Annotated in this window: 18 protein-coding genes; 11 read left to right on the plus strand and 7 right to left on the minus strand. The window is 69.7% G+C overall.

The features are described 5' to 3' along the window. Positions 1-76: 76 nt before the first annotated feature. Positions 77-1000 (minus strand): hypothetical protein, encoded by a 924-nt coding sequence (locus tag WC969_06695; GenBank protein ID MFA6029521.1) that lies wholly within the window; start codon positions 998-1000, stop codon positions 77-79. 881 nt (positions 1001-1881) lie between these two features. Here WC969_06695 and WC969_06700 point away from each other — a divergent pair. From WC969_06700 to WC969_06730, 7 genes are all read left to right on the plus strand, one after another. Next, complete coding sequence (locus WC969_06700; protein MFA6029522.1) at positions 1882-2952, plus strand: hypothetical protein; 1071 nt, start codon at positions 1882-1884, stop codon at positions 2950-2952. Positions 2953-2982: 30 nt separating this feature from the next. Then, positions 2983-3705 (plus strand): 4-hydroxy-tetrahydrodipicolinate reductase, encoded by a 723-nt coding sequence (gene dapB / locus WC969_06705; GenBank protein ID MFA6029523.1) that lies wholly within the window; start codon positions 2983-2985, stop codon positions 3703-3705. Next, positions 3702-4070, plus strand: a complete 369-nt coding sequence (locus tag WC969_06710) for a hypothetical protein (protein ID MFA6029524.1) — start codon at positions 3702-3704, stop codon at positions 4068-4070. The genes dapB and WC969_06710 overlap by 4 nt, the downstream gene beginning before the upstream one ends. Then, on the plus strand, positions 4067-4561 hold the full coding sequence (folK, locus tag WC969_06715) for a 2-amino-4-hydroxy-6-hydroxymethyldihydropteridine diphosphokinase (protein MFA6029525.1): 495 nt from the start codon (positions 4067-4069) through the stop codon (positions 4559-4561). The genes WC969_06710 and folK overlap by 4 nt, the downstream gene beginning before the upstream one ends. Next, positions 4558-5439 carry an alpha/beta hydrolase gene (locus WC969_06720; protein ID MFA6029526.1) on the plus strand — a complete coding sequence of 294 codons (882 nt, stop codon included), beginning with the start codon at positions 4558-4560 and terminating at the stop codon, positions 5437-5439. Before folK ends, WC969_06720 begins: the two co-directional genes overlap by 4 nt. Before the next feature lie 115 nt (positions 5440-5554). Then, the gene (locus tag WC969_06725; protein ID MFA6029527.1) at positions 5555-7900 is read left to right on the plus strand and encodes a hypothetical protein; all 2346 of its coding nucleotides are present in this window, start codon (positions 5555-5557) and stop codon (positions 7898-7900) included. Continuing rightward, entirely contained in the window at positions 7897-9684 is a 1788-nt protein-coding gene (locus tag WC969_06730) for a PDZ domain-containing protein (GenBank protein MFA6029528.1), read from the plus strand. The genes WC969_06725 and WC969_06730 overlap by 4 nt, the downstream gene beginning before the upstream one ends. A gap of 201 nt (positions 9685-9885) precedes the next feature. Here WC969_06730 and WC969_06735 read toward each other — a convergent pair whose 3' ends face one another. From WC969_06735 to WC969_06745, 3 genes are all read right to left on the minus strand, one after another. Then, entirely contained in the window at positions 9886-10620 is a 735-nt protein-coding gene (locus WC969_06735) for a hypothetical protein (GenBank protein ID MFA6029529.1), read from the minus strand. 107 nt (positions 10621-10727) lie between these two features. Continuing rightward, complete coding sequence (locus tag WC969_06740) at positions 10728-11135, minus strand: CoA-binding protein (GenBank protein ID MFA6029530.1); 408 nt, start codon at positions 11133-11135, stop codon at positions 10728-10730. Then, complete coding sequence (locus tag WC969_06745; protein MFA6029531.1) at positions 11135-12247, minus strand: type IV pilus twitching motility protein PilT; 1113 nt, start codon at positions 12245-12247, stop codon at positions 11135-11137. The genes WC969_06740 and WC969_06745 overlap by 1 nt, the downstream gene beginning before the upstream one ends. 71 nt (positions 12248-12318) lie before the next feature. Here WC969_06745 and WC969_06750 point away from each other — a divergent pair, with 71 nt between their 5' ends. The 4 genes from WC969_06750 to WC969_06765 are packed head-to-tail and all read left to right on the plus strand — an operon-like array spanning position 12319 to position 16463. Beyond that, positions 12319-12975, plus strand: coding sequence for a TatD family nuclease-associated radical SAM protein (locus tag WC969_06750; GenBank protein MFA6029532.1), 657 nt, complete (start codon positions 12319-12321; stop codon positions 12973-12975). Further along, the gene (locus tag WC969_06755; GenBank protein MFA6029533.1) at positions 12972-13439 is read left to right on the plus strand and encodes a glycogen-binding domain-containing protein; all 468 of its coding nucleotides are present in this window, start codon (positions 12972-12974) and stop codon (positions 13437-13439) included. The genes WC969_06750 and WC969_06755 overlap by 4 nt, the downstream gene beginning before the upstream one ends. Further along, on the plus strand, positions 13429-15081 hold the full coding sequence (locus WC969_06760; protein MFA6029534.1) for a glucodextranase DOMON-like domain-containing protein: 1653 nt from the start codon (positions 13429-13431) through the stop codon (positions 15079-15081). The genes WC969_06755 and WC969_06760 overlap by 11 nt, the downstream gene beginning before the upstream one ends. Then, positions 15078-16463 (plus strand): trypsin-like peptidase domain-containing protein, encoded by a 1386-nt coding sequence (locus WC969_06765; GenBank protein MFA6029535.1) that lies wholly within the window; start codon positions 15078-15080, stop codon positions 16461-16463. Before WC969_06760 ends, WC969_06765 begins: the two co-directional genes overlap by 4 nt. A gap of 124 nt (positions 16464-16587) precedes the next feature. Here WC969_06765 and WC969_06770 read toward each other — a convergent pair whose 3' ends face one another. The 3 genes from WC969_06770 to WC969_06780 all read right to left on the minus strand — a co-directional run bounded on the left by WC969_06770 (position 16588) and on the right by WC969_06780 (position 21436). Next, a complete protein-coding gene (locus WC969_06770) occupies positions 16588-17958 on the minus strand; it encodes a LysM peptidoglycan-binding domain-containing protein (GenBank protein MFA6029536.1) in 1371 nt (456 codons plus the stop codon). Next, positions 17955-20117 carry an ATP-binding protein gene (locus tag WC969_06775; GenBank protein MFA6029537.1) on the minus strand — a complete coding sequence of 721 codons (2163 nt, stop codon included), beginning with the start codon at positions 20115-20117 and terminating at the stop codon, positions 17955-17957. The genes WC969_06770 and WC969_06775 overlap by 4 nt, the downstream gene beginning before the upstream one ends. A 74-nt stretch (positions 20118-20191) precedes the next feature. Next, a complete protein-coding gene (locus WC969_06780; protein ID MFA6029538.1) occupies positions 20192-21436 on the minus strand; it encodes a glycosyltransferase family 87 protein in 1245 nt (414 codons plus the stop codon). Between the last annotated feature and the right edge of the window lie 4 nt (positions 21437-21440).

Below are 21440 nucleotides of genomic sequence, written 5' to 3' on the forward strand. Positions count from 1 at the left end.
CGTGGAGGAAAGACTACAACGACGAACGGCCGCACAGCTCTCTCGGTGGCTTAACGCCTCGAGAGTATGCTGAGATTCATCTTAGGAACTCACAGCTGGCCGTGGCCTGAAAGGCGGGGAGACGTCGCGTTCGCAACAACCAGCGGAACACATAGTCGGAGGCTGGCAGAGAGCAACCGATCACCACTACTACGTCCGCCTCGATAAGCTCTCTATGCGCGAGATTCCAAATGAATCCCATTTTTGGAAAACGCTGAACAGACTTGCCGATTACTGGAGGAATTATGACCGTCGCGAGCGGATTACCGCAGTTCGCACATGGCCCACGGAGATTAAGATTTTTCTTCTCAAAGTACGGCGATGACGGGAAGAACTGATGTCGGTAAGGACAGCCATCAGTTTGGCAGCACACCCAACTCAATGAGCCATGTAGTTTCAGAAATAAGCCAAGTCCCTCACTAGCAGGACGAACCGTGGGCCAGGTACCGCCCCATGTGCGCATTTCCTGCAAGAGATCGTGACTACGACCTAGAAATGAATCATGGGCGAGTTCTCCGTGCTGCGTTTTCGGTGACACCTCCCAGATTGCGTTGTCCGCCACGAGATCATAGTTTAAGCTCAAAATTGTGTCGCTCTTTTTCAAAGACTTCACTAGCCGGAGGTGATTGCTGCACACAGCCCCACTTGGGATTTTTAGCCGCTGATGGATGTAATAGTCGACAGCATTTCTTGCCTCCCTCTCCATGTATGGGTCAAAGCCAGCATAGTGAGCCCATTTAGCCCCGAATCCCTCAGTAGCAAGGTCCAGGAACGTTAAGACTTCTTCGAGATTAATCTCCTCGAGTTTTATTCGCGGATAGAGAATCCGCAAGAATCGTTCCGCGCCAAGGAGATCCTGGTCTTCATCTCGAAAGAAACCACTCATCACTGGCAGACGGAAATCGGATGCCGCCGAGGCGCCTGCGCCAAGAAGGTAAACTGTTTTTCCCGTACCTGTCATCGAAATCCCGGTTGCTCTGCCCTTTGAAAATCCCGCCTCACTTTTTCAGCCATGCAATATCACTCTGTGATATTTCCGCACGATCCCCTTTCCAGATGACTCATGTTGCTCAGTGTATCACAGATTAGCGCATGCCCCATATGATTCAAATCGCATATATCTAACCGCATCAGCAAAGCAGAATACTCCCGAATCACGGGGAAAGGGCGGCCCTTTTTTGCTAGATTCTCGGCAGGATCGCGCGCTCGGACGCATGCCCCGGGCCTGATGCTCGAATGGACCCCGGACAGACGTGGGAATCTGTGCCAAATTTGTGCCATCTGGACGCAAAAACGGACGAAGACGCACGAAAGCGGACGGCGGCAGCAGCAAATCGGTTTTCCGACGAGGATTGAAGCAAAATCGGTCCCTCCGGCGGGGGAGGGCGAAAGGCCCGGATGGCCCTTTCAAGGCCAAAACCGGGGTTCGATTCCCCGTGAGGGCACCAGTTTCCGACGTAGGGCACGCGCCCTCACGGGGAATCGAACATCCCCTTCGGGTGGGGGTTCAGCCCTCCTGGCCCTCGACCGAGCGGAACCTCGGTCGAGCTGGCCGAGGGCGCCGACGAAACGGGGGAGGGCAGAGCCCTCCCCCTTGGAGAGCCGCCGAGCGGAGGCCACGTCGAAAGGACCTTTCCGCTCCGCAGCGAGGGAACCGCGCTCCCCCTGGCCGATTACCGATCGGCCGGGCGAGCGCGGCGGCGACAGAGGGGGCTCGATTCCCCTTGAGGGCACACTTCGACGAAGACGGAGGCCGGTGATCGCCGACCTCCGTCTTCGTTCGTCTATCGGGATCGAGTTTGGTGCGTCCCGGCAAGCTTTGTTATCATGCCCACAACGACCATGAAGATCCTCCTGCTGATCCTCGCCTTCTGCGGGACCGCGACGGCCAACGACGGCTTCTTCGCCGGCGCCGGCTCGACCTTGAGCCCGGTGCGCAACGAGTCCCTGCGCGTCATCCGAGAGACGCTGACTATCGCCCCGATCGAGCCGCGCCATTGCTGGAAGAGAGTGATGCTCGAGCGAGGCAGTCCCGATCAGCGCGGGAAATTGACCGAACAGGTCCCCTGCTCGAAAGAACATCCTTCCTACGGAGGGGACGATACCCGATGGCGCGCCGAGGCCGTCTACGAGATCGAGGCGAAGGCGGATGCTCCAGGCGTCCAATTCGGCTTCCCCACTCCCGTTTGGGATGCGGAGGATTCGGATGAGCACGGCGACCTCACCGACGCTCCGGTCGCGTCGGCCGCCGACTTCCGGACCTTCATCGACGGCAGGCGAGTCGAGGAAGTCTCCCTCAAGTGGCTCGACGGCCCCGAGAAGAAGAGGGACCGAGCACTGGGGTTCGTCTGGACCGCCTCCTTCACGAAGGGGAAGCGCTACACCTTGAAGAGCACCTATGAGTTCTCTCACGATTACAGCGTCGGGTTCTACGGAGAAAAGGGAGCCGCGTTCCGCGAAGGCGCCGCCCCCTGGTTCATCCTTGAGAACGGGAAGCAGAACAACGACCAGTATGCGTCAGGGACGCTGATCTACTATCTGACCCCGCTCAAACAGTGGGGCGCCCCCCCTCCCGAGAAGATCCGCATCGAAGTCACCCTGCCCTCGCGCGTGTCGATGACCATGGTCGTCCCCATCAGCCCCAAACCGCGGTGCGTCGGGGTGGATTCCCTCGTCTATGAGCTCAGGAACGCCTTCCCGGAAGAAGACCTCCGCATCGCCTACCCCGCCGACCTCGCGGAGGACAAGCGCCCGAAACTCGCCGTCTTTGCGGACCTGCTCGCCTGGAGAAGAACGCTGGGCGGCGGGGTGAGGATCACCTGCGCACTCAGGGACCGTCTTATCAAGGAATCCGGACCCGCCGTCGGGGAAGCGCTCAAGGACGCCCCCTGCGAGCAGGTCTGTCGCCCGTAAAGCGGCGTTTTTGCTAGATTCTCGCCAGGAATGAAGAAAATGCGCATCGTCGTCAACGGAGCCTTCGGCCGGATGGGCCGGGCGGTCGCGCGCCTCGCCGCCGACGACGGACGCTTCGAGCTCGTCGGCGGAGCGGACCGTGAAACATCGGGCCTCCTGCCCTGTCCCATCGTTCCCCTCTCCGGCCTGCGCCGCCTGCTCGCCGGCGCCGACGTCCTCATCGACTTCAGTTCCCCCGAGGCCTGCCTCGCGGCGGCGGCCGCGGCGGCCGCGGCCCGCAAACCCGCGGTGCTCGGCACCACCGGTCTCTCCCCCGCCCAGCGCCGGCGCCTGGCGGCGCTCGCGCGGCGCATCCCGCTGCTCCACGCGCCGAACATGAGCCCCGGGATGAACCTCCTCTTCCACCTCAGCGCGCTCGCCGCCGCCGCCCTGCCGGGCTACGACGCGGCGCTCAGCGAGACGCACCACGCCCTCAAGAAGGACGCCCCGAGCGGCAGCGCGCTGCGCATCGTCGAGGCGGTGCGCGCCGCCCGCGGCCGCGGTCCGGCCGTCCCGGCCGTGAGCCTGCGCGTCGGCGACGTCGTCGGTGAGCACACCCTGACCCTCGCCGGCCCGGGCGAACGCCTCGAGCTCACGCACCGCGCGCACTCCCGCGAGGTCTTCGCGCGCGGCGCGCTCTGCGCCGCGCTCTGGCTGCGCGAGCGCCGCCCCGGCTTCTACTCCATGGCCGACGCCCTCGGATTGGTGAAATGATGAAGCTCCCCGCCTGGCTCGACCGGACCCTCGACCTCTTCGACGAGGACGACCCTTCCGAACCCTTCTACGACCCCGTGCACCTCGGAGCCGCGGTCCTCGCGGCCATCGTGACGGTCGGCTGCCTCTACTGGCTGCTCTGGACGCTCCTCGTCTATGAGGGAGGCCTCTTCGTGAAGATCGGGCCCGCGCTGCGCGCGGCCTTCACCTCGAAGACCCTCGCGGACTACGGCTGGCGAGGGAGCTGGGACATGGGCCTCTTCGAGGGCTGGGTCGGCAACGCCGCCGCCCTCCTCGTCGCCGTCGCGCTCGTCGCGGCGCTCCAGCGCGCCTGGAATGAGCGCGCGCGGCCGCGCGGCGAGTGAGCGTCCGGCCGGCCTACGTCGCGCTCGGCTCCAACCTCGGCCCCCGCGCCCGCCGCATCGACGCCGCCGTCCGCGCCCTCTCCCGCCTTCCGCGCACCCGCCTGCTCGCCGTCTCCCCGCTCTATGAGAGTGCGGCCGTCGGCGGCCCCCCGCAGCCGCGCTACCTGAACGCGGTCGCGCGCCTGCGCACCGCGCTGAGCCCGCTCGCCCTGCTCGTCTGGCTCAAGCGGCTCGAAGCGCGCGCGGGCCGCCGCCCGGGACCGCGCTGGGGGCCGCGCCCGCTCGACTGCGACCTTCTCTTTTACGGACGCCTGCGCCTGCGGGACCGCCTCCTCGAGCTCCCGCATCCGCGCGCGCTCGAGCGCTCCTTCGTGCTGCGCCCGCTCGCGGACCTCCGGCCGCGCGGCCTCGCGGGGGAACCGCACGGTCCGGCGCTGCGCCGGCGGCTGGACGCGGCGCGTCCCGATGTGGTCGAATACCGCCGCCGATGACCGCCCTCTTCGTCTGCCTGCTCTTCCTCGCCCTCTTCGCGCTCTTCCTCGCCGCCCTCGGCTGGTGGGGCTCGCAGCTCGTCTTCCACCCGCCCAAGATGCTCCCCAACGAGATCTGGCCCGAACGCTACGGCCTCGCCTGGGAGGGCTTCGACTTCCGCACTTCCGACGGGCTGCGCCTGCGCGGCTGGCTCATCCCCTGCACGGCGGGGCCGACGGACCGGACGCTCCTGCTCTGCCACGGCTGGGGCGACAACAAGGGCGACCTCCTCAAACGCGTGCATTTCCTCGCGGGCGCCGCGAACCTCTGCCTCTTCGACAGCCGCTCGCACGGGGAGAGCGAAGGGGAGATGACCACCGACGGCTGGCTCGAGGCGCTCGACTTCGACGCGGCCCTGCTCCGGCTGCGGGAGCTGCGCCCGGCCTGGGCCGGTCGCCTGGGCGTCTACGGGCTCTCCATGGGCGCCGTGATGGCCGTGCGCGGGATGGCCGCGCATCCCGAGATCCTTCTCGGGGCCTTCGAGGCGCCTTTCCGCTCCTTCGACCGCGTCGTCGCGCAGTACACCTGGAACAGCTTCCGCCTCCCCTTCTTCCCCTTCGCCTGGACGGTGCTCCTGGCCATCCGCCTGCGCCTGGGCGCGAACCCGGAGCCGATGAGCCCCTCCTTCCACCTCACCGCCCTCGGGACCCGACCGAAGCTCTTCATCGCGGGCGACTGCGACCGCCTCATGCCCCTGCCCGAGGTGCGCGCGCTCCACGACGCCGCGCCCGGCCCCAAGGGACTCTACGTCGTGCGGGGCGCGACGCACGGCGCCGCCTGGGAGCTCGGGGGCGAAGAGTACCGCCGACGCCTGCTCGCCTTCTTCGGCTCCTTCTGATCCGAGCATCCGGCGCCGTTTCCTTCCCGGCGCCGGATTCCCGGCGAACTCTATGAGGTACCTATTCACATACTCTGCGTTGACAAGGCCCCGCCGATTTGTGATAAATAGCGCCGTGACAAAGAAAATCCTCGTTTTGTCGTTCCTCTCCATCCTCTCCCTGCCGGCGTGGTGCGCGGACGCGAAGGACGCGGCTCCCGCCCCGGCCGCCGTCTCCGAACCCGCGCCGCCCCCGGCGCCTCCGGGCCGGGTCGCCTACGCGGCGCTCGAAGAAGCCGTCGGCGCCGACGGCGTCCGCATCCTCACCGAGCGCGGAGCCGTGATCGTCTCCGGCTGGCGAAAGGACGCCCATGTCCTGCACGCGCAATGGCCCGTGCTCGACGCTCTGACCTCTCGCGCGAAGGACCTCTCCGCCCTGGCGGAGCTCTGCGCGAAGGTCCGCGCCGGCGAGCCTCCCGCCGGCGCCGCGGGGACCCCGCAGGACCCCGCGGCACAGGCCGAGAGGAACACGACCGCGGCCCGGGATCCCGAAGCCCTGCGCCGCATCGAGCGCATGACGGAATCCGGCTTCGCCACCGCCGGCGTGCGCGCGGCGGCGGGCCTGCTGGCCTCGGCCATCGAGAACGCCTCGGCGATGGGCACCGCCCTCAAGGGCTCCGCCCAGAAGCCGCTGCCCTCGCTCCCCTGGGCGGCCTCCTTCTGGGAGCGCGTCCACGGCGATACGGCCGCCGACTTCTCCGCCGCCGCCCCCCTCTTCTTCCGGGAGTTCCTGCTCGGCCCCCAGCGCAGCCTCGAGGCCGAGAGGCACTTCCTCGCGCACATGAAGGAGGTCCGCGGCTCCGACGAGGCGCCCATCCTCCAGAAGGACCTCGTCGCGGCCGCGCCCTCCCAGCGCACCCTCGACGCCCTCGCGGAGTACCTCCTCGAGCAGCGGCGGCTGTGGAACGCCTCGCTCGTCAAGGAGCGCCTCCTCGGGCTCGAGAAGACGACGAACCTGCGCAAGGACCTTTCCGACCTCTCCGCGACGCTCGCGCACATGCAGAACGGCCCCGACGTCGTGCGCGCCCTGCGCTTCGCGCTGCAGGGCGCCGGCCCCGAGCCCCGCGTGCGCTTCTCGGGCGCGGACCTCCACGCGCACCTCGCCGCCGGCGAGGAGCCCTTCGACGTCGGCGACGAGGCGGTCGTCAGCCTCGCCTACTGGGTCGAGGGCCTGACCCCCAAGGAGAGCGTCGAGGTCACCGAGGCCTCCTTCCTCGACGAGGACGAGGGCGGCGCGCAGGAGCGCGGCCTCGCGTCCGTCAAGCGCGCGGGCGGCGGGCCCTACACGGTCTCCCTGCGCCTGCCGCTGCGGAGTCCTGGACGCAAGACCTTCCGCGTCGTCCTCGCCTCTCCCGACGGGGCGATCGCGCGCCGCTCCATCGACTTCCAGGTCTCCCCCCGGCTCGAGGCGCTGCGCGCGGCCGCCGCCGAGGCCGAGACCTCCGCGGGCCTCTGCCGCCTCGAGGAGGCCTCCAAGGCGCTGGCCGCGCTCGAAGCGAAGCCCGAGGCCTCCGTGTCCAAGCCGCAGTTCCGCGATTTCCTCTCCTGGCTCAAGCCGCGCCGCAAGGCCGCCGCCGAGGACGAGGCGAACCGCAAGTCGCTGCTCGCCGCCCTCGACGGAGTGCGCCTGCACGCGAGCAAGGAGCAGTGCGATTTCCGCTCCGAGAAGGCGCGCCGCGCCCTGGAGACGCTCGCCGCCCTGCCCGCGGGCTGCGACCGCCTCGACCCCGCAGCGGCCCTCGCGAACCCGGACGCCGCGGGAGTCGCCCGCGGCGCGCGCGGCCTGCGCGCCGAACTGGAAGCCCTGCGGCTCGCCACCGACGCCCGGCGCGCGAACCAGGATGCGTTCCGCTCCGAACTCGAGCGCGCCCGCAAGCTCGAGGCCTCCTGCCGCCACGAGGAGGCCGCCGAGGCCTACGCCGCCTCCCTCGCCCTGCTCGACTCCGACGGCGAGGCCCGCTGCGGCGCCTGGGAGACCGAGTACACGGCCGTGCGCCTCCAGGATCTTCCGCGCGCGAGCTCCGGCAAGGCCCTCTCCGACGAGATCGACGCCATCCAGGAGCGCGCGGCGCGCCGTCTCGCCGAGAAGGACGCGGCCGGCGCGCTCGCGCTGATGAACCCCCTGATCGCCCGCATCGACACGCTCGAGTCCCGCCGCTGCTACCAGGTCCAGCGCCGCAAGGCCGAAGAGCTCGCGCTCGCCGCCGGCGTCGCCCTCGCCCCCGGCGACCTCGCCGCGACGCGCGCGAAGATGCCCAAGGATTCCACGGAGGAGGCCTCGCGCGCCGTCTCGACGGAGCGCCAGCGCCTCGACCGCATCGAGGCCGAGCGCCGCGAGCGCGAGGCCAAGCGCCAGGAACCGAGCGTGCGCTCCTCCGAGGAGCTGCCCGGCTACGCCGAGGAGCAGGGAGGACGGCCATGAACAGGAGCACCGCCGCCGCGCTCATCCTCGTCTTCGGCGCCGCGCACGTCGCCGCGCAGCCCGCGGCCGATCCCGCGTCGAAGAAGCGCCCCGTCTACGCGAACGAACCGGCGGAGGCGGCTCCCGCTCCGAAAGCGCGCGCCCCGCGCAAGGCGCAGCCCCCGAGCGCGAAGCCGGCTCCCGCGCGCAGGATGCCCGTCGCCGCCGACGAGACCCCCTCCGTGGCCCCGCCCCGCAAGACTCTCGAGGCCCCGGCGCCCGCGAAGAAGCGCCTGCCGGCCCCCTCGCTCCTCAAGCCCGCGTCCGCCCCTCGGCAGGTCCCGGGCCGCGCCCTGAAGGAAGTCGAAGGGCCCGCCATCGACGTCGGCGCGCCGGACGCCGAGGAGAGCCGGACCCTGTCGCTGGCCGGCGACCCCGGCCTCCTCGTCGACGAGCGCGGCGGCGGGCTGCTGGTGCGGGCGACGCTCGCCCGCTCCTTCGCCGAGCGCCTCGGCTTGCGCCCGGGAGACCTCCTCTCCGGACTCGGGGGCAAGCGCGTACGCTCGAAGGATTCCCTCCTGCTGACGGGAGCCTCGCTGGAGCCGGGCGTCCGCGCGTGGGCGGCCGTACAGCGCGTTCCCGGCACCGCCGGGCTGGAGACGGCGGCCGCCGCGCCGCCGCGCCCTTCGGCGCGGGACCCCCGCGCCCTCACCGCCCAGGAGCTCTCCATCCGGAGCGTGCACGTCGAGGAGTCGGGCCGCCTGGTCCCCGCCACCCTGCGCTCGCTCAAGACCCCGTCCTTCCGCATCGCGGCCGGAGAGTCCCTCTGGATCCGCTTCCCCAAAGGCATCCCGCGCACGGTCTCCGAAGGGGACGTCCTCGAAGGAGAGACCTCCTCCCCGATGACGACGGACGCGAACCTCGACTTCCTGGCGATCCCTCCCGGGAGCCGGGTCTGGGCCCAGGCGATCTCCGTGAAGGACTCCGGTAAAGAGGTCCTGCTGCGCCTGCACGTCTTCAAGATCGCGCTCGCCGGCGGACACTCCTACCCGTGCTCCGCCCTGCTCGTCGACGCCTCGGGCGACCCGAGCCTCCTGCGCGTCAGCCGCGGGGGGACGATCGTCGCCGCTCCCTCGGACGCGGACCTCACGCTCGCGGCCCCCGACCGAAGCTACCTCATGCGCCTGACCGAGCCCCTCACGACCTACGAGGCGCGGGAGTTCTACCTCTCGGGACCGGGACTCTGGTTCAAGACCTCCGGCGACGCGAAGAGCCGCACCTTCGAGGTCACCCGGGTCATCGACAAGCGCTCCGCCGAACAGGCGGGCATCCGCGTGGGCGACCGCCTCATGAGCGTGGACGGGAAGTCGGCCGACAAGGCCCCTTTCCAGGAAGCCATCGCGCGCCTCTACGGTCCCGCGGGGACCTCGGTGAGCGTGCGCTTCATGCACGCGGGGGAGACCCGCGGAGTGAGCGCCTCGCTCCTGCGCGGAGCCGTCTGGCGCAGCGGCCTGGGGCTGACGGTCCGCCGCGACGGCGGCTCGGTGCTCGTGCGCAAGACCCTCCCGGACTCCCCCGCGGCCAAGGCCGGGGTGAAGGAAGGAGACGTCCTTCTGAGCTTCGGGAAGACCGACGCCGCAGGGCTCAGCGAGGAAGACCTTCGCACACGCTTGCGCGAGGAGCTGGGGACGGAGAACGCCCCGACCTTCCAGACGCCGGGGAAGTCCCCGCGCAAGGTCCCCCTCACGCGGGCCGTCTTCCCGGCCGCTATTGAGCCAGATATATTGGGAGAGTCCGCGAAATAGCCGTCCGCGAAATACCTTCCTCACTGCCCCCTCCCCCTTCGGGGGAGGGCCGGGGTGGGGAGAATCCGAAGTCGAGTAAGGAAAGAAGAGCAGGGCCCCGGAAGGGGCCCTGCTCTTTTCAGTTGAAGAAGGACTTCATGGTCCCCTCACCCTCGTTCCCTCCCCCTCGGGGGGAGGGATGGCGATAGGGAAACTGTTCCGCTACGGCTTCTCACCCAATTTAAGGAGCATCCCCCGCGCATCCTGGAGGTTCTCCTCGTGCTCACCAGGATCGGCCGGCGCCGTCACGGCGAAGGCGCGCCGCAGAGTCTCGACGGCCTTCGCGCGCTCGCCCGCGTCCAGGTAGGCCTCGGCAAGCGCCGGATAGTTGGCCGTCCAGTCGGGGGAGAGGCGCACGGCGGTCTCGAGTTCGGAGATCGCGCGCTTCTTCGAGCCCCCCGCGAAGCCGGGGAGCTGGCGCAGCATCTCCCCCAGGACGTGATGGGCGCCGCCGTGTCCGGGGTCCAGCGCGATCGCGCGGCGCATGTTCTCCTTGATGGGGCCCACGAGAAAGAGCGAGCGCAGCATCCCGCGCGTCTGTCCCACGCGGCCGAGCGCCAGGCCCAGCCAGAAGTGCGCGTCGGCCGAGGCCTCGCGCAGGGACAGCGAACGCTCCAGGAGGAGGCGGGCGCGCTCGAAGAGCTCCAGGCGCTCGCGCGGGGCCTTGCGCCGCTCGGCGAGCCGCGTCAGCCCCCTCCCCAGGCGCCAGAGCGCATCGGGGTCGTCGGAGGCCGAGCGCAGACGCTCCTCGAGCAGCGCGTTGGAGCGCTCGAGGTTCCCTTCGAGCTGACGCTGGAGGTAGAGCCGGTCGACCTCGATAAAAGCGCCCGTCGAAGCCGAGACGGCAGGGACCGGCGGCGCAGAAGCCTCCGCCGCCAGGACCGGGCATCGGAGCATCCCGATCGCCATCGCAGCCAAAAGAACACGGTTCATAGGCCGACTCCTTCCTCCGGGGACGCCTCTTCGCAAACCCCGTCGGGAATCCCCCGTCCGGGGAGTCCCGACTACCGTCCGAAGCGGCTGAGGTGTTGTCGCATGATGCAGTCGTCCTCGACGACGAGGAGGCCCGCGGCGCGGGCCGTCGCGGCGGCCTCCGGGGAGACGACGCCGTCCTGGAGCCAGAAGCCCTTGGCGCCGATGCGCACGGCCTGCCGGGCGAGCTCCGGCGCGTGCTCGGGGCGGCGGAAGACGTCGACCACTTCGACCGCATCGGGGATGTCCAGAAGACTCGCGTAGCACTTCTCGCCCAGGATCTCGGTGCAGGCGGGGTTGACCGGGATGACGCGGTAGCCGGCGTCGAGCAGATAGGCGGCGACGGAGTGCGAGGGATGCGTCGAGTCGGGCGAGCACCCGACGACCGCCACCGTCGTCATCTTGAGGAGCGTTTCGACGTCGTGCGCGGAACCGGACACTAATGCGGGGCGACGCGGCTCATCGCGGCGAGGCTGCGCAGCGTCTTGGGGTCGCGCGCCTTGAGGAGGGCGTCCTCCATCGTCACATGCCCGCCTTTCACGAGGCCGACGAGATGCTGGTCCAGCGACATCATGCCGGAGGAGGCGCCCGACTCCATGGCGCTGTAGATCTGGTGGATCTTCCCCTCGCGGATGAGGGTCGCGATCGCGGGGCTCATCAGCATGATCTCGCGCGCGCAGATCATCCCCCCGCCGCCCTTGCGCGGCAGCAGCGTCTGGCAGACGACCGCCGAGAGCATGGAGGAGAGCTGGGAGCGGACCTTGTCCTGCTCGGAACTCGGGAACTCGTCGATGATGCGGTCCACCGTGGTCGGGGCGTCCTGCGTATGGAGGGTGGACAGGCAGAGGTGCCCGGTCTCGGCCGCCGTGAGGGCGAGCGAGACGGTCTCGCGGTCGCGCATCTCGCCGATGAGGATGATGTCGGGATTCTGCCGGAGGGAGTACTTCACCGCGCTCGCGAAGGAGGCGGAGTGGACGCCCACCTCCCGCTGCTCGATGATGGACTTCTTGTCCTCGTAGACGTGCTCGATGGGATCCTCGATGGTGAGGATGTGCTTCTCGCGGCGCTGGTTCACCGACTCGATCATCGCGGCGAGGGTCGTGGACTTCCCCGAGCCCGTCGCGCCGGTCACCAGGACGAGGCCGCGCGGCAGGTCGGTCAACGCGACGACCGTGGGCGGCAGGCCGATCTCTTCGGGAGTGGGGATCCTGCCCGGAATGACGCGGAAGACGGCGGCCATCCCGCGGTTCTGCAGGAAGACGTTGATGCGCAGACGTCCGGCGCCCGCCACGGTATGGGCGAAGTCGAGCTCCAGCTCGCGCTCGAACTGCGCCTTCTGCCGGCGGTCCAGCATCGAGTAGATGAGGTTGCGGCAGGTCTCGGGCGCCAGGCGCGGGGCGTCGGCGACGCGCGAGAGGTTCCCGTCGATGCGCAGCGCCGGCACCTCGCCGGGGACGATGAGGATGTCGCTGGCGCGCTTCTCGACGGCATGCCGGACGAGGGCGTCGACGTCGGAAGCGGCGGCCTTCTCGGCTTCGTTGTCTTCGGTCATCGTATCGGGATTATATTAGATATTCGCCTGCGGGCGTGCATACCCCCAGGTTTGTATAATCCAAAGGACCGATGTCGATCCCCCCGCGCAACGTCGTCTACCGCTACCGCGACGCCCTCTACATCAACCTCACCAACCGCTGCCCGACGGCGTGCGCGTTCTGCGTCAAGTTCGCCTCCCGCATGGTCTACCGCGGCCTGGACCTGGGGCTCCAGGACGCCGAGCCGACCATCGCGGAGGTCCTGGAGGCCGCGACGCGCGAATGGGAGCTCGGGGGCTACGCCGAAGCGGTCTTCTGCGGCTACGGAGAGTCCACTCTCCGCTTCGACGCGCTGACCGCGGTCTGCGACGGGCTGCGCGCCGCCCGCCCCGGCCTGCGCCTGCGGCTGAACACGGTCGGACTCGCCGACCTCCAGCGCGGGAAGCCCGCGGCGCCGGAGCTGCGCGGACGCCTCGACGCCGTCTATGTGAGCCTGAACACCTCCGACCCGCGGCAATGGCTCGAGCTCCTGCGCCCCCAGCCGCCCTACCGCGAGAAAGGCTTCCAGGCCGTCCAGGACTTCATCCGCTCCTGCGTCGCCTCCGGCTTCGAGACGACCGCGACGGCCGTCGAGCTCCCGGAGGTCGACCTCGAGGCCTGCCGCCGGCTCGCCGAGTCGCTCGGAGCCCGCTTCCTCGCGCGCCCGTACCTCGAAAGCGGCGAGATGAAGTCCGAGGGACGCGCGTGATCCCCTCCGACACCGGCGTCCGCGCCAAGTGGGCGTTCTGGAGCTACGTCCTGGCGGTGCTCCTGCTGGCGACGGTGCCCTCGGTCCTCGTCATGGAGAAGGCGCGCGAGTACTGGCGCTTCGTCACCGGTTGGCAGCCGGGGACGCTGCGCCCCAGCCACGTCCGCCGTCTCCCCCCTTCGCGCAGCCTCGACGACGCCTCCCTGCCGGAGATCCGCTTCATCGAGTTCTCCTGCGCCGCGCCGCGCGCGAAGACGGTGCGCCTGGCCGGAAGCTTCAACCACTGGAAGGCGGGGACCCTGCCGATGTCCCGTCGCGGAGGGCTCTGGCGCGTCGTCGTCCCGCTCGCGCCCGGCGTCCATGCCTACGCCTTCGAGGTCGACGGGGCGCTCGTGCGCGACCCGCGCGCCGACGACCGAACCCTCGTCGAGGGCAAGGAGGTCTCGCTCATCCATGTCCGCTAAAGCGGCGCTGCTCCTCCTTTCCTTCCTACCGACTCTTTTCGCCGCAGCGCCGGTCCGCGCAGAGGACTGCGCCGCGCTCTGGGTCCCGGACGGGCCCGTCCGCGCCGCCGACGTGCAGGCCTACCTGGCCGACCCCGCGAGTCGCCTGAGCGCCGCGCTCTCTCCCGAACAGGTCGACCGCTCGACGGGCCTCGTCGAGCTCGCCTCCCAGGGGCGCCTCGAGTTCGCCCTGCGCATCCCCGGCGACCCGCTTCTGCCTTTCATCTCCCGGGGCCGGCCGCAGGACGCGCTCGCCCGCGTCGCCCTCGCTCGCGCGCGCCATCGGGACGCCTTCGGCGCGCTCCCGGCGGGCATCGTCCCCGGCGCCGGAGCCCTCACGGCAGAGCTCGCCGGACCGCTCGCGGCCCAGGGCCTGCGCTGGGCGGCGGTCGGAGACTACCTCGCCGCTCCGGCCGACGCCTGGTCCCGCGCCGCGGGCCTCGCGCTGGTCCCCGTGGCGCAGGGGACGGCCGCCGTGCGGGTCTCTTCGGAGCTCTCCGCTCTTCCCTCCTGCGGCCGCACCGTCGCCGAGCTCGCGGCGTCCGCCTCGGCGCTCGCGCCGGCCGTCCCGCCGACCTGGCTCGGCCCCCTCGCCGAGATCGAGCGCAGCAGCGCGACGCGCGCGGCCCTGGAGCTCTACGCCGCCGCCGCCGCCGCGCTCGGGGAGTATCAGAACTCCGGCGGGGCCTCCCTGAACACCCTGGAGAAGGCGACCGGAGAGCTCTACGCCGCGCAGGAGGGCCGCTTCTTCCTCCCCGCCTCCGCCGGGGCCTCGGGTCCCGCCTTCCGCGGGCGCGTCGAGAAGGTCTTCCGCACCCTCGGCCGCTCGGCCCCCGAGAGCCTCCCCGCCGCGGAGCTCGAGCGCTCCACCGTGCCGGTCCCCTCCACCCGGGTCCGGGCGCTTCGGGAAGGGAACGCCCTCGTGTTCGAGAACGCTCCCGCGCCGTCGGCGGGCCTGAGCGCCGACGGCACGGCGCGAGAGGAGCACGGACCGCGCGCCGCTCCCTCGACGAGCACCGCCCTCTGGGACCTCTCGCGCATGCGCGTCGAGTGGGACGAGGGCTCCGTCGTGTTCACCGTCGGGATGCGGGCGCTCGAGCGCTCGAGCGCCGCGCCCTCCGGCTTCGACCGGCTCCTCCTCGACGTCTACCTCGACATCAACAACCGTCCCCGCGCCGGCTCCACCGACCTCCTGCCCGGTCGGCCGGGCTTCCTCGCCTCCGAGGACGGCTGGGAATACGCGCTCGTCTTCGGCGGCTGGTCCGCCGCGCTCTACCGCTTCATCCCCGGGCAGGGCCCCGTCCTCGTCGAAAAGCTCCGCCCCCAGCCGGACGCCGCGCTCCCCGAGGTCCGCGTCTCCGTCCCTCGCGCCCGTCTGCGAGGCAATCCCGCGGGCTGGGGCTATCTCCCCCTCGCGCTGGAAGCCGACAAGGCCGCCGCGACGCGGACGCCCCCCGAGCCCCGCCCGGAAGGCGCCTACGGGATCGTCGCGCCCACGCGCCTGCAGGAGCGTCTGCGCGCCGGCCTCTCCCGCTCGCGCAAGTTCCCCGCGCTCCGCTTCGTCGAACGCGCCCCCTCGCAGGGGGCGGGAGGCCCCCCGTGAACGCCCTGCTCCTGGCTCTCGCTTTCGCCCTGCCTCGCCCCGCCGCCGCCTCCCAGGCGCGCGCGCTGCAGGAGGAGTTCGCCGCCATCGCGCGGCGCTGCATGCCCGCCGTCGTCAACATCTCCACCGTGCGCGAGGAGGAGGTCCAGGTCCCGCTTCAGAACTACATGTTCGGCAGCCCCGAGGACCTCTACGACTATCTCAACGGCCCCCCCCAGGGACGGACCTTCCGGCAGCGCAGCGGCGGCGTGGGCTCGGGCTTCATCATCGACGCGGCCGGACACGTCGTCACCAACGACCACGTCGTGCGCGACGCCGTCGACATCCGGGTCACGCTGACCCGCCCGGACGGCGCCGAGGAGACCCTCAAGGGCCGCGTCGTCGGGCGCGACCCCAACCTCGATCTCGCCGTCGTGCGCATCGAGGCGCGCCGGGAGTTCCCGTCCCTGCGCCTGGCCGACTCGGACAAGGTCCGCGTCGGCGACTGGGCGATCGCGGTCGGCTCGCCCTTCTCCCTCGAGCAGACCCTCACGGTCGGAGTGATCTCCGCCGTCCGTCAGTCGCTCTCCATCGAGGGCCGTCCGTACCCGAACCTCCTGCAGACCGACGCGGCCATCAACCAGGGCAACTCCGGCGGGCCGCTCCTCGACGTCGACGGGGAGGTCCTCGGGGTCAACACCGCCATCTTCTCGCCCTCCGGCGCCTCCGCCGGCATCGGCTTCGCGATCCCCGCCAACGAGCTCAAGCTCGCGCTCGAGTACCTCCTGGCCGGCAGGCAGAGCCCCGTCGGCTGGCTCGGCGTCGAGGCCGCGCCCCTCGATGAGGTCTTCCGCCGCCGCTTCCGCCTCCCCTCGACCTCCGGCGTCATCCTCAACGCGGTCGTCCCCGACGGCCCCGCGGCGAAGGCCGGACTGCGGCGCGGCGACGTCATCCTCGGCATCGACGGCAAGCCCGCGGCGAGCCCCCAGGACCTCGTCGCCCGCATCACGCGCATCAAGCCGGGCACGCCCGTGAAGATGGACCTCTACCGCGGCGGCAAGCCCCTCGCGCTCAAGGTCCGCATCGGTCTGCGTCCCGACGCGGAGGCCGCCGCGCCGCCGCCCTCGGGCGCCGCCCCGGCGGGCGAGGAGCACGCCGGCCAGGAGTGGGAAGGGGTCGTCTTCGAGTCTTCCGCCGAGGGCGTGCGCGTCGCCCGGATCTCGTCGGACTCACCGCTGCGGGGCACCCTGCGCGAGGGCGACGTCCTGCGCGGGATCGACGCCGCCGCCGTCGCCTCCCTCGACGATCTCCGCGCGGCGGCCCCGAAGGCGGACTTCCGCCGGGGGATCGTCTTCGACATCGTCCGCCGCGGACGCCCCCTGTACCTCAGCGTCAGCCGGTAGCAGGAATCCCCTGCGGGGATTCCTGCTCGTGTCTAGCCGGCGTCTGGGATTCAGGAGAGACGTGAGGCGTCACGCGGATCGGCTGGAAACGACTTGAGCAGACCCCCGCCCTATTGAGCGAAGCTCAATAGGGCGCCTCTATGACGACCTCGCGCGTGAGGGTGCGGGTGTTCCCGCGCTGGTCGAGGAAGTCGAAGCGGAGTTCGTTGGAGCCGACCTTCACCGGGAGCTCGAGGCTGAAGATGCCCTCCTCGTCGACCGGCGCGCGCTGGCCGTTGATGCGGACCTCGATCCCCTTGTCGGTCTTCCCGTAGGCGCGGAAGCTGCGGCCGCGGGCGTTCACGCGGTCGGTCGCCGGGCGCTGGACCTCGAAGTACGCCGTGAACCCCGCCGACGACTCGACCGCCGTCCGGGCTCCCACGACGTACTCGCGCGCCGGGGAGAAGCGTCCCTTGGTCCCGAGCAGGTCGATGATGGCCACCCGGGCGAAATAGCGTCCCTTGGGCAGGTTCGCGATGCCGAGGTCGATCTTCTCGTCGACGTCGAAGAGGTGGTCGAAGAGGTTCTTGTCGAAGTTCTCGGTCTTCGAGACCTGGACGTGGTAGGCGGCGACGGGGATGCCGACTTCCAGGTCCTTCATGTTGAAGACGGCCTGCCCGATCGTCGGAGTCGCCAGGCCGTCCGTCCCGGCGGCCGGCGCGCGCCGCAGAGCCACCTGGGCCTCGCGACCGCCCGGGGCGCCCATGTCCTGGAACTCCGCCTTGAGCTCGCCGAAGTTCGGGATCTTCGCGGGAGGCGCCGGCGCGCGGTCGACGGGGACCTCGGTGAAGAAGCCTTCCTTGACCTCGACGGTCTTGCCGCTGCCCTGCACGTCGGCCAGACCTTTGAGGACCTGCACCCGCGTCGAGAGGTCGTCGAGGACGCGGGCCGAGTAGCGCGTGTCCGCCCCCTTGGGGATGATGCGCGCCGAAGGGGTCGCGACGCGCGCCTGCGTCGCGTGGATCGAGCCGCTCATGAGGCGGAGGTCGTGGTCGTCCTTGCGCGGGGCCTTGAGGATGGCCATGGAGTTCGGGTCGACGCTGAGGAGCCCGCCGCCGTAGAAGCGCACGCGCGCCCAGGAGTCTCCCAGGGTGCGCAGACCCTCCCCGTGATAGAGGTCCTGGTGCAGGCGCGTCTCCTCCCAGTCGGCTTTGTCCTTCTTGCGGTGCAGGACCTTGCGCACCAGGTGGACGAGCTCCGCCGAGCGCAGGTCCTCCTTGATGAGCTCCTTGGGCACGCGCAGCGTCATGCCGGGCAGGGCGATGGTCGGGTCGCTGGAGGGGAGCGTGTTGTGCTTGAGGATCTCGTTCCAGCGCGTGGGGTCCTTCAGGTACTTCTGGGAGATGCTCCAGAGGGTGTCGCCGGGCTTCACCACGACGTTCTGGAACTCGACCTCCTGCGCCCAGACGCCGGTGCAGAGGCCCAGCAGCAGCGCGAGGAGCGCCGGCCGCCTCACGGCTTCTCCGGGACCGGAGCGGCGACGAGGACCTCGCCCGCCTCGTTCTTCCTCAGGTTCTTCGGGAGCGTGAAATAGAACTGCGCGCCCTTGCCGAGCTCGGACTCGACCCAGATGCGGCCCAGGTGCGCCTCGACGAAGCGCTTGCTGATGGTGAGGCCGAGCCCGGTCCCCCCGCGCTTCTGCCCGGGGACCTGCTCGAACTTCGCGAAGATCTTCTCGAGGTGGCTGGCCGGGATGCCGGGGCCGCTGTCGGCGACGCAGAGCAGGTGATGATCGCTCTTCTCCGTGATGGAGACGACGATCTTGCCGTCGTCGGGCGAGAACTTGATGGCGTTGCCGAGCAGGTTCTGGACGACGCGCGCGATCTGGTCGGGGTCCACGGAGCTCGTGCACTCGTCGGCGGCCGAGAGCTCGACCCGGATGCCCCGGCGCTGGGCGAGCGCGCTGAGGATCTCGATGGCCTGCCCGGCGAGGCCGGCGAGCGAGGCCTCCTTGAGCGAGACCTCGACGCGTCCCGACTCCATCTTCGCGAGGTCGAGGATGTTGTTGACCAGGCCGAGGAGGCGGGTGGCGGACTTGTGCATGGACTCGACCATGGAGGTCTGCTGGGCGTTGAGCACCCCGACGACGCCCTTGCGCAGGAAGTCGAGGAAGCCCAGGATCGAGCCGACCGGGTTGCGCAGGTCGTGCGTGATCGACTGGAGGAACTCCTCCTTCATCTGATCGAGCTCCTTCTCGAGGGTGACGTCGTGGAGCGCGATGACGACGCCCTGCACCGTGTTCTTCGCAGGGGAGACGAGGGGCTCGGCCGAGACGCGCAGGAAGAGGCGCTTCTCCTCGGTGGAGAGGTCGATCTCCTTGATGACCTCCTTGCCCGGCTTGGCGGCGACCTCGAGGACGGCCTCGCGAAGAGGCGACTCCTTGGGGAGCACCTCGGCGATGGGCTTCCCCTCGACCCCTTCGGGGTGGCCGAGGATCTCCCGGGCGCGCCGGTTGGCGAGCTGGATGTTCCCGTCGTTGTCCGCCATGAGGATGCCGTCGCCGATGGAGAAGAGGATGGCCTCGGTCTTGCGCTGCTCGAGGACGAGCCGGTCGACCTGCATCTCGGCGTAGCCGCGCAGGCGCTCGGACATGCGGTTGAAGGTGTCGGCGAAGCTCTGGAGCTCGTCGCCGGTGTGCAGCTCCACCTTCTCGGGGAAGCGGCCCTGGGCGATCTCCTCGGCCGAACGGGTCAGCAGGAGCAGAGGCTCGGTCAGGCGGCGGGCGACCGTGAAGGCGACGATGACCGCGGCCATGCAGATGAGCACGATCACCCAGAGGGCCGTGCGCTTCATCTCGACGGCCGCCAGGTAGGCCTCCCCCTCCGGCTGCTGGATGAGCACCGCTCCGGCGATCTCGGGAACGGGGGCGTAGGCGCCGACCATGCGCCGGCCGTCGGGCCAGGAGAACTCGCTCGACCCCGTCGAGACGGCCCCGAGCGCGGTCTTCACGATGGGCCACTGCGGGAAGCCGGCGCGCTCGCTCGCGGGCAGGCGCTCCTCGGAGTAGATGAGCGGGTTCCCCTTCGGGCCGATGAGCGTCGCGAAGCCCGTGCCGCCGACGCGCTCGGCGGAGATCGTCTGGCGCAGGGTCTTCAGCGCGACCGAGACGCGGATGTCGGTGACCTCGGAGAGCGGGTAGTAGACGTCGAGGCGCGGGGTCCCGTCGGTGCCGCCGCGGATCCAGACCGTGCGGGTCCGGGTGCGCTGATACTCGCGCCAGCCCTCCTCGCTCGCCTCGAAGACCTCTCCCTGGGCCAGGTCGGGGTTGTAGACCTTGAGGAGCTCCTTGCCCCCGCGCATGACCGCGACCTCGGAGATGTCGGTGTGGCTCTCGATGAGGCTGCTCATCATCTCCTGGCGCGTCTGCCAGGAGATGTCCGGCTTGCGCAGAACGGAGAAGAGGAAGCGGAGCTTGTCGTCGAGGTTCTTCAGGTAGACGCCGATGCCGTCGGCGGTCCGCTCGGCGAGCTTCGTATGGAGCTCCAGGACCGAAGCCTGCATGCCCACGCGGTTGACGCGCAGGAGCTGCCAGCCCAGGAACGCGGAGGGCAGGAGCGCCAGCGCCGTCATCACCAGCGTCAGGCGCTTTCGAAGGCTCTTGGAGAACCAATTCATGCCGGCTTCTAAGGATAGAGGACGAGGGGCCGTTTGTCAATGACGGGCGGCCGCGCCGTTTACGGAAAGACTATTCAGCGGGAAGAGGGGGCCGGAAGTCCGCCCGCGCGCGGAACGCGGGCGAAGTGGCGCAGGTAGGCGACCCAGACGAGGACGAGGGCGTACCACTTGAAGTAGGAAAGGAGGACGGCGGCTTCGCCGAGGCCGAACCGCAGGCCCAGGGACTTCAGCGAGTTGACGAAGGCGCAGGCGAAGATCGCCCAGCGCAGGCGGGAGGAATCGGTCCTTTCCAGGATGTAGAAGGTCGGAAGGAGCAGGAGAAGATAGGAATAGTCCTTGAGGCGGGGCACGACGAGGGCGTAGGTCACGCAGGTGAAGAACACGATTTCGAGGGAGCGCTCTCCCCCCCCCTTCGTGAGGCGCCGGAAGTGCGCCCAGCCGCTGACCGCCAGCACTCCGGCGGTGAACAGGAGGGTGAGCGCCTCCGGGGAACGGCCGGGGCTGACGAGAGCGAGGACGCTGCGCAGGAAAGCGTCGGTCGAGCAGTTGATCAGGCCGCTCTCGCCCCGCCAGATGGACATCGTGGCGGCGAGCTTCTCGAAATAGGCCGCCGTCAGCGCAGGGAACAGAGCGTAATTGAGTCCGAGGGTCCCGGCGTAGGCGACGCAGGCGCCGAGGAACAGCCCCCAGCGGGGCCTGGGCCGCAGGACCAGCAGGACCAGAAAAGCCGCCGGCGTCTGTTTAGCCAGCGCGGAGAGCAGGATGCAGGCGACGAAGGGGACGTCCCGGCCGGAGAGCATGAAAGCGAACCCGCCCCACAGGAGGAGCTGCTCGAAGACCGCGACGTTCCCGGCGCGGATATCCACCACGAGGGGGCTGCCGTAGGCGAGAAGGAAGAAGAGCAGGGTGAAAAGCTCATGGCGGATCTCGACGAAGCGCTTCCTCCAGAGAGCGACGAGCCCCGCGGCCGCGAGGAGCTTCAGGAACGACCACAGGTACTGGCTGCCGTATTGTTCGAACCCCGGGGAGAGCCACAGGAACGGACGATAGACCTGGAGCATCAGCGGCGGATAAAGACAGGGCATCCCCCACTGGTAGCCGCACGCCTTGACGATCTGCCCCTCGTCATACGGGTTGAAGCCCAGGCCCAGGGTCTTCGCGCAAGAGAGATAGAGTTTGAAATCCCACTGCGTCACGTAGGGGTGCACGACGGCATGATAGAGGCCGGCCGCGAAGGCGCCCCAGACCGCGGCCTTGAGGGAAAGATGCACCCGCGGATGGCGCTCGAGGAACGAGTCGATGACGCGGACCTTCATCATGAGA

The sequence above is a fragment of the Elusimicrobiota bacterium genome (genome assembly GCA_041660925.1).
GTDB lineage: Bacteria > Elusimicrobiota > Elusimicrobia > UBA1565 > UBA1565 > JBAZUV01.